The sequence below is a fragment of the Halobacteriovorax sp. RT-2-4 genome (genome assembly GCF_047085445.1).
GTDB lineage: Bacteria > Bdellovibrionota > Bacteriovoracia > Bacteriovoracales > Bacteriovoracaceae > Halobacteriovorax_A.
In genome coordinates this window covers 1,950,276-1,964,545 of sequence record NZ_JBKIXY010000001.1, presented here as the reverse complement: position 1 = coordinate 1,964,545, position 14,270 = coordinate 1,950,276, and the positions used below count along the sequence as shown (strand labels likewise).

Below are 14,270 nucleotides of genomic sequence, written 5' to 3'. Positions count from 1 at the left end.
CTCACTATATTTTATGTTAAAAAACGACATGGATTTATTTGCACCACTACGCACAAAACTAGAAAGCTGGTTAGACACTAGGCAACACGACCTTACCATTGACGGTATTAACAGGGAGCACTGGGCATTTGCTAAGTTCTTGTTACAAGAAAAAAATGGTAAAATTAATCCATCGAATTTATTTATTTTTGAAGATTATGATGATGCAGAACAATTCTATGAGCTAGTCAAAACAAGCTTTTCTAAAACAAAACTTGTTTTCTATCCAGGACTAGACGCGTCACCATATTCAGGAATGTTTGCGTCAGAAAGTGCACAACTTGCCCGACACTCAGCATTAGAAAAAATTATCCGTTCAGAAAATAAAGAATTAATAGTTATCACTTCAATAGAATCTCTTGGACTAAAAGTTCCACCAGCTAATTTCTTTAGCGATACAAAAATTGAAATTAATGAATCTGATATAATTTCTCCTGACGAGTTAGCAGGAAAATTAGTTCAACTTGGCTACAGTTCTTCTTTCACTATTGAGGAACAAGGGACATTTTCTAAGAAAGGTGAAATCTTTGATATTTATCCAGTTGGTCATCATCCAATTCGAATTCATTACTTCGATGAAATGATTGAAGAAATTTATGAAATTGATAAAGAAACATTAAAGACTATTAAAGATAAAAAACTTGATTCAATTATTATAGCACCTGGGCCAACTATTTTTTGTGAATCTCAGTATTCAAATAATCTAAGAAATAATATTCCGCGACCTAGAGCAAATCAAAGAGAGTTATTAGAAAAAAGAAATGATATCTTCAGTAAGCTTTCAAGTGGAATGCTTTTTGAAAATCATCCGATTTATACACCACTCTTTTTTAATACAGAAGAAACACGCACACTACTCGATTATATAGATGATAATTGGCTAGTTTCAATTTTTGATCGCGATAATGTAGAAGACTTTTATTCTAATTATTGTGATGAGCTAGCGAAAGATTTTGAAGACTGTGAAGAGCTACTTCCTGAACCAAAATATTTTTATGACTTATCAACAATTGAGCGACTGAGAGATATTGCTTGTCTAAATCTCAACCATTTAAATATTACTGTTAACCTTGATAATGACAGTAATATTGTCGATCTAGGATTTAGACCTTTTAAATCTTATATCTCTTACCACGATATTAATTACTTAGTTAAAAAGGAATTTTTAACAGGTCTTTTTAAGCATATTAAAAGTGAATTTAAATATTCTGGAAAAATAATTTTCACAATTCAAAATGAAAATTCACGCAAAGAAATTGAACACTTAATTGAAACATTTGAAGTTGATGGTGAAATTAAAAAACGAATTGAGTTTGTACCATTTAAATTAAGTGAAGGCTTCTTCTATCCTAGTGATAAATTACTTACTATTTCAGATAGTGATCTATTTTCAATTAGAAGAGATAAGGCTAAGGTTTCAAAAATTCACGACTACGATCTCTTTGCAGAACAACTTGCTTCACTAAAAGAAGGTGACTACGTCATCCACTCTAAGCACGGTATTGGAAAGTATTTAGGCTTAGAAGCAATGGATATTGGTGGTTCTAAAACAGACTATTTGGTTCTTCTTTATAAAGGTAATGATAAAGTATTCGTACCAATTTATAAGATGAATCTAATTCAAAAGCATGCTGGCGGCGAACTTAATGTTAATGTCGATAGCTTAAGAACTAATAAGTTCTCTGCCCTAACTTCTAGAGCACGTGAATCGATTAAAAAGTTAGCTTTTGATCTTTTAAAGCTTCAAGCAGAAAGAGCTTCTGCTAAGGCTTTTCAATTTTCTCCTCCTGATCATGACTATAAAGAGTTTGAGCTTTCATTCCCATTCAATGAAACGCCAGACCAGAAAAATGCCATTGATTCAGTAATTGATAAAATGCAAGCAAGTACAGCGATGGATTTTCTTGTGTGTGGAGACGTTGGTTTTGGTAAAACAGAAGTGGCCATGCGAGCGGCTTTTAAAGCAGTACTTGATGGAAAACAAGTAGCAGTATTAGTTCCAACAACGGTTCTTGCCCTTCAACATTATAATTCTTTTGTTAAACGCTTTGAAAAGTTTCCAGTTCGAATTGATTATCTTTCACGTTTTAAAACTGGAAAGGATGAGAAAGAAACAAAGGAGAAATTAGAAAAAGGCGAAATTGATATTATCGTTGGTACTCATAAACTTCTTGGTAAAACTATTCGTTATAAAGATTTAGGTCTTGTTATTGTCGATGAAGAACAACGCTTTGGTGTTGGCCATAAAAACCAACTTAAACTGCTTAAGTCATCAGTTGATTTCTTAACGTTAACAGCAACTCCAATTCCTAGAACGTTACAATTATCTTTCTTAGGACTTAAGGATCTTGCACTAATTAAGACGGCTCCTCCAAGAAGGCAGTCTATTAAAACTTATGTTATTAAAGAAGACGATCATACGATTCAATCGGCCATTAATCGTGAATTAAAGCGTGGTGGCCAGGTCTTTATCGTACACAATCGCGTTCAAGATATAGAAAATTACACTGCATATATTAGGGAGCTAGTTCCTGATGCAAAGATTGTTTTTGCTCACGGACAGATGGCCGAAAAAGAACTCGAGTCGCGAATCTCTGCTTTCTATAGTGGTGCTTACCAAATCCTTATTTCAACGACTATTATCGAATCTGGAATTGATATACCAAATGCAAACACAATGATTGTTGATCGTGCAGATCGCTATGGACTAGCGCAGCTTCATCAACTTCGTGGACGAATTGGTCGATCAGACAAGAAGGCTTACTGTTACTTTGTCGTTCCAAATAATCGCAATATAACTGAAGTAGCGGCCAAAAGACTAAAGGCACTACAAACTTATGCTGACATGGGAAGTGGCTTTCAAATTGCAAATTGTGACCTTGAAATTCGTGGTGCAGGAGATATTCTCGGTGCTCACCAATCAGGACATATCGAGGCCATTGGTCTTGAGCTTTATATGGAACTTCTTACAGAAGCAATTCAAGAACTTCGCGGTGAAAAGAAAGTTATCACGAAGGATATCGAAATCAATACTCCGTTTGCAGCATTCATTCCTGCTCACTTTATTAGTGAATCGAGTGAGCGCTTAAAATATTACAAGCAGCTATCTAACTCAAAATCGATCGATGAAATTACTGCATTGAAAGAAACAATCTTTGATATCTATGGGCCAGGCCCTGAGGAATTTAATCAGCTTATTGCTATTCTTGAGGCACGCTCTCACCTTATGCCTTGTGGTGTAAAGTCAGCGCAATTAATAGACAATACTATCGTATTTCAATTTGATCAGAATATGGTTGAAGCCAATGAACAGCTTCGAAATAATATTTTAAATAACTTCTTAGCAATGCCTCGAAAATATCGTTTCACACCGGACTTCAAGCTAATTTTTACGAATAAAACGACAATATCTCCGAGTGGATTAGTCGAGTTCTGTCAGGAAATTGCGGAAAAAATAGTTCCATCTTAGTGAAATTTATAAGTTTTTAAGAATTTTTGGTACAATTAGATATAGTTTAAGAATTTGATTTCGATAATTTGAAAAGGATATCTATATGTACGGTAAAATCATTTTAGTTTTACTACTTGCACTAGGACTAGAAGCTGCACCAAAAAAAGTTGTAGCAGAAGTTAATGGTCAGAAAATTACAAAAGAAGAGTTAGATCAAGCTTACTTATTAAATAAGTATGTTGTTTCTGATGATCCTGTAACAATGAAAAAAGTGCTTACAGACCTTATTAATAAAAAATTAGGTGTGGAAAAAGCGAAGAAAGCAAAGTTAGATCAAGATCCAATTGTTGTAAAAAAACTTGAAGAAGTTATATTCAATGCACAAGTTTCAAAAGATCTGGAAGGAGAATTCCAGAAAATTAAGGTAACTGATGCAGATGTAAAGAGATTCTATAGTGACTTCCCAGAGTACCGTACAGCTCATATCTTACTAAGAGTTAGAGTTGCTCCTTCAGAAAATGAGATCAATGCTGCTCAAAAGAAGATTTTCGAAATTCATGAACAAGTTACGCAAGAGCCATCTAAATTTGCTGAACTTGCAAACAAATTCTCACAATCACCAAATGCTCACACTGGTGGAGATGTAGGATATCAACCAGCTTTCTTTATGGCACCTGAGTATTTTGCGGCCATCAAGGGTAAGAAAGATGGATTTATCACTCGTCCAGTACGCACACAACTTGGTTATCATGTAATCAAGGTACTTGGTGTGAAAAAGTATGAAGATATCAATCTTGGCGTTTACAAAAAGTTTGTTTATGACAGGAAGCGCGATAAAATCATCGAAGATTATTTCGCAGGCTTACGTAAAAAAGCCAATATTAAAATTTTAGACAAAAATCTAAAGTAAATAAGATTAAATAATTTGCACAAGCCTCATGGGCACGATAAATTATTGTTCTATATATCGCACATATAAGAACAGTAATAAGAGGTGTTCATGAGGCTTTTTCTTTTTTTGGCCCTACTTTTTTCAACATTAAATCTACAAGCAAAAAATACAAAATTATTAGATAAAATTACAGCCGTTGTTGATGAACATGTCATAACAAAGTCGATGATCGAACGTGTTAAGAAATCGCTTCCAATTCGTCAGAATATTTCTCCTTTCATTTATAAGAAAGAAATGAAGTATACAGACAAGGAAGTTGCTGATCTTATCATTAGAAAATTTATTATTCGCTCTACTCTCGCAGAACAAGGTTATGTAATTTCAGATGCAACAGTAGAGAAAGAAATTAAAAGAAAAGAGCAAAGACTAGGACTTAGTCGTAACGATCTAATCGCATTTCTAAAAAAGTCTAATACGAATTTTGAAGAGTTCTTTGAACTCAACAAAGAAGCGATTGAATTCAATCACTTTAATTCAGTTGTTATCATTCCATTAATTTCTGTAAGTGAACAAGAAATTAAAAATGAATTCTTTAAAGAAAATGTAAACAATAAAACTGTTTCATACCGATACACATTAGTTGACTTCTCTATTGATGAATCAATCGTAACAAAGAAAGACTATGCAAGTTTTAAGAAGACAATGGAATCTTTCCAAAAAGGTGGGCCACTACCTAGCAAGTATGGATCTATTGAGACTTCAACACTTGGAGATATCACAGCAGATGGTTTAACTGCAGACTTACAAAAGCTTCTTAATAAGACACAAGAAGGGCAATTCACTCAACCAATCAATATGATGGGTGAAACACATATTTTCTATGTAAAAACACGTGACGTTGTTGAATCTTCTCTATTTCAAAATGCAAAGAATAGAATTAGAGCGCTTCTATATGAATCAAAAGCGAAAGAAGTTACACAAATGTGGTTTGAGCGTGAAAAAGCTAATCACTACGTAAAAACATTATAAAAGAAAATGATCTATGTTACTGCTGGCCATGAAAGAGGAATAGGACTTGAAGTTTTTTTAAAAGCTTGGAGCCTTCTTTCATCAAGTCAGCAGGAAGAATTTCACCTCTTTGTTGGTGATGAATTCAAAAACGATCTACCATCCGAATTAAAATATACACTTGTTCAAAAACCCTATTCTCACAACGCACTAGAACAGGCTTGTGACCGATGTGGACCAAATGACATTCTCGTAACAATGCCTACAACTAAGAATGAACTTTTCTTTGATGGCAAATCTGTTTCAGGACACACAGAATACTTTCGTAAAAGATATCAAAACGAAAATCTCGTGATGTTCTTTAAGTCATATGATGCAAATGTTTTATTAATTACCGATCATATACCGCTTAGAGAAGTCGCAACAAAAATAAATCATGAGCTTATTCACAGTAAAATTAAAATCTGTGTTGATAATTACAAAAAATATTTCGGACATTTAAACGATGTCATTATTTCTGGTATTAATCCCCATGCTGGTGAAGGTGGGATACTAGGAACAGAAGAAAAAGAAATTGTTAAAGCTATTAAAGATCTTGATCTGAGAGAGAGAATTATTGGCCCACTTCCTGCTGATGGACTTTTTCTAAATGATAGTTTTGCAAGCGATAAGCTTTACGTCTACATGTACCATGATCAGGGATTAGCGCCATTTAAAACGATGTTTAAATCAAAGGGAGCAAATATCACTCTGGGAATGCCCTACCTTCGCCTAAGTGTTGATCACGGTACGGCATTTGATCTCTTTGGAAAGGATAGCGCCAATTATATGGGCTGCTATTATGTTTTAAAGTTAGCATTAAAGGTTATTAAAAAATGAATAATGAAATTAAAGTAGTAAAAGCACGTGTTCACAATTTGAAAGACGTCACTATCAATATTCCTAAAAATCAATTAACTGTCATTACAGGTCCTTCTGGTTCAGGAAAGAGTTCACTGGCCTTTGATACAATCTATGCTGAGGGACAAAGACGCTATATTGAATCTCTCTCTTCGTATGCCAGACAATTTTTAGGTCAACAACAAGCTCCGGATGTTGAATCAATAACTGGTCTTTCACCGGCCATTGCCATTGACCAAAAGACTACAAGTAAAAACCCAAGATCAACTGTTGGAACAATTACTGAAGTTTACGATTATATGAGAGTACTCTTTGCGAGAGTTGGTGATCTTTACGATCCAAACAATGGTGAAAAAGTTATTAGCTATACTCCGGGTCAAATTACGAGAGACCTAATGGAGTTACCTGAAAAGACAAAATTACATATTACAGTTGAAATAACAGATGAAACCAAAAAAGCACTTGAGCAGCAAATGGCCAAGTATCTTTCAATGGGATTTTCACGATTTATTGTAAATGATGAAATCATGTTACTTGATAGTAGTGAAATCAAATCGCTTAAAGCAACTGACGAGATACTCGTCGTTATTGATCGAATCTTAGTTAAAGCAGATATAGAAAAACGCTTAACTGATTCAGTTGAGTTAGGACTAAAGCTAGGAAATGGAATTATTCACGTCATGATAGATGATGAATACCACACATACTCTGAAATCAATATGTCTCATGTAACCGGAGAAGTATTTCCTGATCTAGAGCCAAGGCTATTCTCTTTCAACTCACCTGTTGGAGCTTGTGGAAAATGTAATGGCCTAGGTGAATCAAAAGAATTTGTTCTAAGTGAAATTATCTTTGATGACTCACTCCCGGTTTTAAAGGGGGCGATCCCTCTTCTTACGAAGAAGAATAATTTTCTTCATAAAATGGTAGAGTGCATGCTTAAAGAAGAAGGTTTTGATTTAAAGCTTCCTCTGTCAAAAATGCCAAAGAAGATTTTTAAAATTCTTACTGAAGGTACTGATAAGGTTTATACATATAAATTTAAGTCAGAAAATTCAGTTTTTGAATTTTCCAAACCATTCCCTGGTCTTATCAACTGGCTAGATAAGAAGTATCAAGAGTCTACTTCTGAGCGAGTACGCTCAGAGCTTGAAAAAAGCATGCGTGTTCAAAAATGTTCAGAGTGTAAAGGTCGCCGCCTTAACACTATTGCTCTAAGTACTAAAGTTGGGGAAAAGAATATTATTGAATTATGTGAAGTACCTTTAAGTGAAACTTATCAATATTTCGATAATTTAAAACTAGAAGGCATTAAAGAAAAGATTGGTGCTAAGCTTCTCGTTGAAATCACATCACGCTTAAAATTTCTTAATGATGTTGGCCTGGACTATTTAACACTTAATCGCTCGGCAGGAACACTAAGTGGTGGAGAATCACAACGTATTCGCCTAGCTACTCAAATTGGTTCAGCTCTTTCTGGCGTTCTCTATGTTCTAGATGAGCCAAGCATTGGTCTTCACCAAAGAGACAACGTAAGACTTATTCATACACTTAAAGAGCTACGTGATCTCGGTAATACTGTTCTTGTCGTTGAACATGATGAAGATACAATGAAAGCTAGTGATTATATTATTGATATGGGACCAGGTGCAGGTGTTCACGGTGGAGAAATTGTTGCACATGCAACAACTAAGAACTTCTTAAAGAAGAAATCTCTGACTGCAGACTATTTAAATCATAAAGTAAAAATTGAAGTTCCAAAAGAGCGTCGCAAACTTAACGAGTTTATTAAACTTCGCGGAGCTGAACACAATAACCTCAAAAAGGTTGATGTCGACTTCCCTCTAGGTGGACTTGTTTGTATCAGTGGAGTTTCTGGTTCAGGTAAATCAACTCTTGTGCACGAAGTTTTAATTCCAGCAGTTAAGAGTAAACTAACTCGAATCAATCGCTCAATTTATGAGAAAGCAAACTACAAATCAATTACAGGACTCGATAAAATTAAATCTGTAATTGAATTAGATCAATCACCTATTGGGCGTACTCCTCACTCAAATCCGGCTACATATTCAGGTCTCTTTGATGATGTAAGAAAGCTATTTGCAGCAACAAACGAGTCACAAATCCGCGGTTATAAGCAAGGACGTTTTAGTTTTAATGTTAAAGGTGGACGTTGTGAAGAGTGTGAAGGCAATGGAACACAGAAAATTGAAATGCACTTTCTTCCTGATGTCTACGTAACTTGTAATGAATGTAACGGACGTCGCTATAATAATGAAACTCTTTCAGTTCTTTATAAAGGTAAGTCTATCGCCGATATTCTAGAAATGACGATTGAAGAAGGGTATGAATTCTTCAAAAATCATCGTAGGCTTGGAAAAATTCTAAAGACGATGAATGATGTAGGTCTTGGTTATATGACATTAGGTCAACCAGCAACCACACTTTCAGGTGGAGAAGCACAAAGGCTTAAGTTAGCTAGAGAGTTAGCAAAGTCGACGAAAGGCCACACGCTTTATGTTCTTGATGAGCCTACTACTGGTCTTCACTTTGAAGATATTAAAGTATTAATGAAAGCAATCAATGAACTTGTAGAAAGTGATAATTCTGTTCTTATCATTGAACATAACTTAGATGTACTAAAAGTAGCTGATCAAATAATTGATCTAGGACCTGAAGGTGGTCATCGAGGTGGAACAATTGTTGGAACAGGAACACCAGAAGAGATTGCAAAGATTAAAGCTTCTCATACGGGTAAATTTTTAAAGGAAATTCTGAAGTGATAAATGGTTTTGAAGAATTCTATAATTTAAAAGATAAGAATCTAATTAAAGAAGATTATTGTATCGCTGAAACAGAAAAAGTTGTGTGTAAAGCACTACGATCAAATCATGAAGTTGAAAAAATTATAGCAACTCAAGAATTTTATGATTCAAATAAAGATTTGATTGATGACAACTGCAAGCACGTTCTAATAAAAGACAAGAATGATTTAGAGGAGATTACAGGCTTTAAACTTCATCATGGAATTCTTGCTAAAGTTAAAACAAATGGACTTAAAAAAATTAATGAGCTTGGTGATCGAATACTTATCTTTAATGGAGTAACTTCTCCAGAAAATGTAGGAACGATGACGAGGGCAGCAATGGCCTTTGGTTTTGATAACATTATCTATGATGCAAAAAGTGCATCTCCTTATCTAAGACGTTGTATCAGAGTTTCAATGGGAAATGCATTTGAAGCTAATATATGTAAGTCACTTAACTTAATTGATGACATTTCTTTACTTCAAAAACTTGGCTATGCAGTTTGTGCTACTGCCAATGAAGAAGGTGCCTTATCGATTACTGACTATAAGTATCCACAAAAAGTTGCTTTAATTATTGGAAATGAGGGCAATGGTATGGATCGTGAAGTAATTGACGCTTGTGATAAGAAGCTATTTATTCCGATAACAAATTACGTTGCACACTTAAATGCAGCAAGTGCAGCTTCAATTTTTCTTTATCACTCGATCTTTTAATTAGATTTTTATTTATATTTATTAACCTGACATTGGTGATGATAGTCTATAACTTAGGCCCATAAGCTCATCACCACACACCGATAGAGTTTGTATCTTTTTCGTTTTTTTCCAATAAAAAAGGCCACTGTCGAGTGGCCTTTTCTTTTACTATATTTTCAAATTTGATTAGTCGATTGATTTAAGAAGTGTCGCCATCTCAATTGCAGACATTGCAGCTTCCCAACCTTTATTTCCAGCTTTAGTTCCTGCTCTTTCAATTGCTTGCTCAATTGTATCAACAGTTAAAACACCAAATGTTACTGGAACACCTGTTTCAAGAGATACTTTTGAAATACCTTTAGCAACTTCATTAGAAACAAAATCAAAGTGTGGAGTTGATCCACGAATAACTGCACCAAGTGTGATTACAGCATCATATTTTTTCGAAGCAGCAAGTTTTTGAGCAATTAAAGGAATTTCAAAGGCACCTGGTACCCAAGCAATATCCATTTCATCAATGTTTCCATCATGTCTTTTAATGCAATCAATTGCACCACCTAATAGTTTGCTTGTAATTAGTTCGTTAAAACGTCCTGCTACTACAGCAAATTTCTTTCCAGATGCATTTAAGTTACCTTCTAGATTTCTAGGCATGTGTTTCTCCTAAATTATCAGCACTTTCACCAAGTGCTTCTTTTCTATATTTAATTAAGTCTTTAATTGTTACAAATTTTAAACCATGTTCCTCAGCAATCTTAGAAAGCTCAGGAGCTTTTGCCATTGTCCCATCAGCGCTCATGATTTCACAAATCACACCAGCAGGGTAACAACCAGCAATTCTGGCCATATCTACAGCAGCTTCAGTGTGACCATCTCTTTCTAAAACACCACCAGATTTTGCAATAAGTGGAAAGATGTGACCTGGTCTCATAAAACTATCGGCCGTTGAATTTTTATTAGCAAGTAGTGAAATCGTTAATGCACGATCTTGGCATGAAATACCAGTACCACCATTTGCAGCATCAATTGAAACAGTAAATGCTGTGTGATGAACAGAGTCGTTTTCTTTCACCATTAGTGGAAGATCTAATTCATCTGCACGCTCTTTTGTAATAGGAGCACAAATTAATCCGCGACCAACTGTCGCCATAAAGTTAATTGCCTCAGGAGTAATTCGGTCAGCCGCCATAACAAAGTCTCCTTCATTTTCACGGTCTTCATCATCAATTACAATTACCATCTTCCCAAGACGAATATCTTCAATGGCCTCTTCAATTTTATCAAATTTAATCATTTAGGAATGACTCCAAATTTTGTGTGCTTGCTCCATTACTACGTCTAGCACCGTTAAAAAGCAAGTTTTCTATATATTTTCCCAGGATATCCACTTCAATATTCACCAAACTCTGAACACTGCGGTTTCTTAGAACTGTGTTCTGCCAAGTATGTGGAATGATTGATAGTTGAAATGACGAGTCGGCCTTAAATACATCCGCTACAGTCAGTGAAATTCCATCAATTGTTATTGAACCTTCTTTCACAATATATTTCATTTGCTTTGAGTTAACTTTAATTGTCACCAGATAGTTGTTACCGCGACTTTGAATTTGAACAATTTGACCAACGTCATTAACGTGACCTTGAACAATGTGTCCACCTAGTCGATCACTTGCACGTAGCGCAAGCTCGAGATTAACTTCATCTCCAGATCTTAAATTTCCAAGTGTCGTTTTCTCCAAACTAGTATGTACTGTTTGCACAACAAATGTAGAATCAGTAATTTTAACAGCAGTTTGGCAGGCGCCATTAATTGCAACTGAATCATCAATTTCAATTTCTGGAAGAAGCTCTTTACAGCTAACTTCTATAAGTTTCCCCTCAGCATTTGAGCGTACACTTACAACTTTTCCAATTTCTTTAACTAGTCCAGTAAACACTATGACCTCGTATCAATCTCAAACATTGCTTGAGATCCTATATTTTTAACTTCAACGTTTTTAAAATTTAAAGCATCGGCCATCGAATCAAGTTGTTCATCGTAATAACCTATGCCATTTCCTAAAATTTTAGGCGCTACAAAAATTGTCATCTTATCTGCAAGTTGCTTCTTCAAAATAGTCGAAGCGAGCATCCCACCACCTTCAACAAGAATCGAATGAACACCAATTGCTTTTAGTTGTGCCAGTGCATCTTCAATAACAATTTCATTTCTTTCACATTTCGCAAAAACAATTCGAATCTGTTTTTCAGTAAAGAATTTAACAACATCATCTGGTGCTGATTGGTAATCTGCTCCAGTTGTTACAATGATAGTCTTTTTTGTGTATTGATCATTGAATACTTTTGAAAGAGGATCCATTTTAGAAATTGACCCCATCACAATTCGATAAGGAATCTTTCCACTATCATCTAAACCAAAACGAATATTTAAACTTGGATCATCGTTATTAAGAGTTTTACGTCCAACCATAACCCCGTCGTATCTTTTTCTAAAAGAATGAACCATCTTTCGTGCAGACTCATCAGTAATCCATTTCGAGTCCCCGGTCATTGTTGAAAGCTTTCCATCTAGAGTTTGTGCTAGCTTAAGATGAACAAAAGGAAGATTACTTTTCATTGATTTAAAGAAAACGCGATTAAGCTCCATCGACTCTTGTTCAAGAACGCCTACTTCACATTCAATCCCCGCAGCTTCCAATATCTTGATTCCATTTCCTGCAACCTGAGGATTTGGATCAAGACAAGCAACAACAACACGAGCAAAACCGTGTTTTAAAAGTTCGTGTGCACATGGAGGTGTTCTTTTATTTGTATGGCAACAAGGCTCAAGAGTTACATAAATTGTGGCACCCTTAAGTTCGCCCTTTTGTTCTTCGGCTACATCAGCAATTGCTTCAGGCTCTGCATGTGGAAGCCCGGCCTTTTTATGCCAACCCTTTCCAAGTACAATTCCGTCTTTAACAATGACAGCACCTACCATTGGATTTGGAGAAGTTGTTCCTTCACCCAATTTCGCAAGATTAAGCGCCATTTGCATATAAGCAATATCTCTAGAAGCCTGATTTTCCATGCCTTTTCATAACATATCTGGCCATAAGTCGCACTCATAAATTCAGCACGTTGGTACTTTTGACACTAATGGACCTATAGGCCCGAACGACACACAAATACTCATAAAATCAGGCACTTACTACGTGTTCTACTTCTTTACACCCTATAAATAAATTTCACTAACAAACACTAATTCTCAAATATTAGATAAATTGGTTTTATGAACAAGTTAATCGCACCACTTATCTTAATTTTTGCCTTCTCTATGGCCTCGTGTTCGAAGGATACGCAAAAAATTATCAAGTCCAACACTCCAACTCAATCTCCAGTTGGGCCAGTTGTTAATGATTCAGATAAGGTCATTTTAAATGCAAAGCTTAACAATTTCTGTGAAGGACAGGATTGTCCAGAAGGCATTGTAGCGGTTAAAACACTCGATAAATCAGTAACTTGCCCAGGAATTATAAAGTCAGAAACAGAAGTATTGATCTCTCAAAACTGTGCCGACACAAATGAGACTTTTCACATACAAACAACTGATGGCGAAATCGTAAAAGTTGAATCAGTAGAAGAAGAGCTTTCAAACGAATTCAATGACAAGGTTCTTAAACTTACGACGGCCAAAGAAATTAAAAACTCGGCATCTATATCTATTCCAAACTCAGATAACAACTTTGTAGAAGTTCTAGCTTTTGATAAGTATGGAGCTCTCACAAAACAAAGCTGTGAAATCACTTACGCTTCACTCGCCTATGCCAATTCATTTGATAATGAATCACGACTCTTAAATATCAAAAACTGTGATGGTGTAAAAGACGGTTCACTAATTTCTCAAGATGGAAATATCATTGGTTTTTTAACTAAGAAGCATGAAGAGATTGCGTTGTATGAAGGGATTAGTCTTGAGGGTGAAAAGAAAGAGATTGATATCTTATCTAAAATAGATCATATAAGTCTCTCATTAGAATCAGAAGACGCATTTATATTTGGTTACCTAGCTGCATCTTATCCAATTAATGATGCTGATAATGTACAAGAAAATATATATTTCAATCAAAAGAATTTCGAATTTAGTACAAATTTAAAATGTTATAAAAATATAGATTTCGTATCAGAAGATAAAACTTATAAATTAAACTTTCAGAATGCAATTCTAGAGTTTGATGAAAAGTCATCACTTACGGAAGACTTAATTGTTTCATATTTACCTAAGTCAAAAATTCACTTCCCACTTAAAAGTGGTTTAGGGCAAATATACAAAGATTTTAATGTATTAAGATTCAAAGGAAGTATTGATAATCTTGAAGAACACTTATTAAAAAATCCATTTACAGGTGAAGTAATCAATCAAAAATACAAGTTTCCTAAAATTCAAAGCCAATTTATCAATATTGATCTATGTAAATAAATAAAAAAAGAGCGGG

Annotated in this window: 10 protein-coding genes and 1 pseudogene; 7 read left to right on the top strand and 4 right to left on the bottom strand. The window is 34.9% G+C overall.

Annotated features, from left to right (window positions below; all coding sequences use genetic code 11):
- The first annotated feature begins 13 nt into the window (after window positions 1-13).
- From mfd to ACMAYL_RS09400, 6 genes are all read left to right on the top strand, one after another.
- Window positions 14-3,508: a transcription-repair coupling factor gene (gene mfd / locus ACMAYL_RS09425; protein WP_412471028.1), complete on the top strand. Its 3,495-nt coding sequence runs from the start codon at window positions 14-16 to the stop codon at window positions 3,506-3,508.
- Between the two features lie 85 nt (window positions 3,509-3,593).
- A complete protein-coding gene (locus ACMAYL_RS09420; protein ID WP_412470465.1) occupies window positions 3,594-4,400 on the top strand; it encodes a peptidylprolyl isomerase in 807 nt (268 codons plus the stop codon).
- Window positions 4,401-4,490: 90 nt separating this feature from the next.
- A complete protein-coding gene (locus tag ACMAYL_RS09415) occupies window positions 4,491-5,411 on the top strand; it encodes a hypothetical protein (protein ID WP_412470466.1) in 921 nt (306 codons plus the stop codon).
- A 6-nt stretch (window positions 5,412-5,417) separates the two neighbouring features.
- On the top strand, window positions 5,418-6,269 hold the full coding sequence (locus ACMAYL_RS09410) for a PdxA family protein (protein WP_412471027.1): 852 nt from the start codon (window positions 5,418-5,420) through the stop codon (window positions 6,267-6,269).
- Window positions 6,266-9,073, top strand: a complete 2,808-nt coding sequence (uvrA, locus tag ACMAYL_RS09405; protein WP_412471026.1) for an excinuclease ABC subunit UvrA — start codon at window positions 6,266-6,268, stop codon at window positions 9,071-9,073. Before ACMAYL_RS09410 ends, uvrA begins: the two co-directional genes overlap by 4 nt.
- A complete protein-coding gene (locus tag ACMAYL_RS09400; RefSeq protein WP_412471025.1) occupies window positions 9,070-9,813 on the top strand; it encodes a TrmH family RNA methyltransferase in 744 nt (247 codons plus the stop codon). Before uvrA ends, ACMAYL_RS09400 begins: the two co-directional genes overlap by 4 nt.
- A 168-nt stretch (window positions 9,814-9,981) precedes the next feature.
- On the opposite strand, the gene ribE is transcribed toward ACMAYL_RS09400, so the two are convergent.
- From ribE to ribD, 4 genes and pseudogenes are all read right to left on the bottom strand, one after another.
- On the bottom strand, window positions 9,982-10,449 hold the full coding sequence (gene ribE, locus ACMAYL_RS09395) for a 6,7-dimethyl-8-ribityllumazine synthase (RefSeq protein ID WP_103218567.1): 468 nt from the start codon (window positions 10,447-10,449) through the stop codon (window positions 9,982-9,984).
- Between the two features lie 40 nt (window positions 10,450-10,489).
- A pseudogene (gene ribB, locus ACMAYL_RS09390) lies at window positions 10,490-11,089 on the bottom strand (3,4-dihydroxy-2-butanone-4-phosphate synthase); the annotation flags it as partial.
- On the bottom strand, window positions 11,082-11,732 hold the full coding sequence (locus ACMAYL_RS09385; protein ID WP_412470470.1) for a riboflavin synthase: 651 nt from the start codon (window positions 11,730-11,732) through the stop codon (window positions 11,082-11,084). The pseudogene ribB and the gene ACMAYL_RS09385, both read right to left, overlap by 8 nt.
- On the bottom strand, window positions 11,732-12,865 hold the full coding sequence (ribD, locus tag ACMAYL_RS09380; RefSeq protein ID WP_392993919.1) for a bifunctional diaminohydroxyphosphoribosylaminopyrimidine deaminase/5-amino-6-(5-phosphoribosylamino)uracil reductase RibD: 1,134 nt from the start codon (window positions 12,863-12,865) through the stop codon (window positions 11,732-11,734). Before ribD ends, ACMAYL_RS09385 begins: the two co-directional genes overlap by 1 nt.
- Window positions 12,866-13,066: 201 nt before the next feature.
- Here ribD and ACMAYL_RS09375 point away from each other — a divergent pair, with 201 nt between their 5' ends.
- Window positions 13,067-14,254: a hypothetical protein gene (locus ACMAYL_RS09375; RefSeq protein ID WP_412471024.1), complete on the top strand. Its 1,188-nt coding sequence runs from the start codon at window positions 13,067-13,069 to the stop codon at window positions 14,252-14,254.
- The last annotated feature ends 16 nt before the right edge of the window (window positions 14,255-14,270 follow it).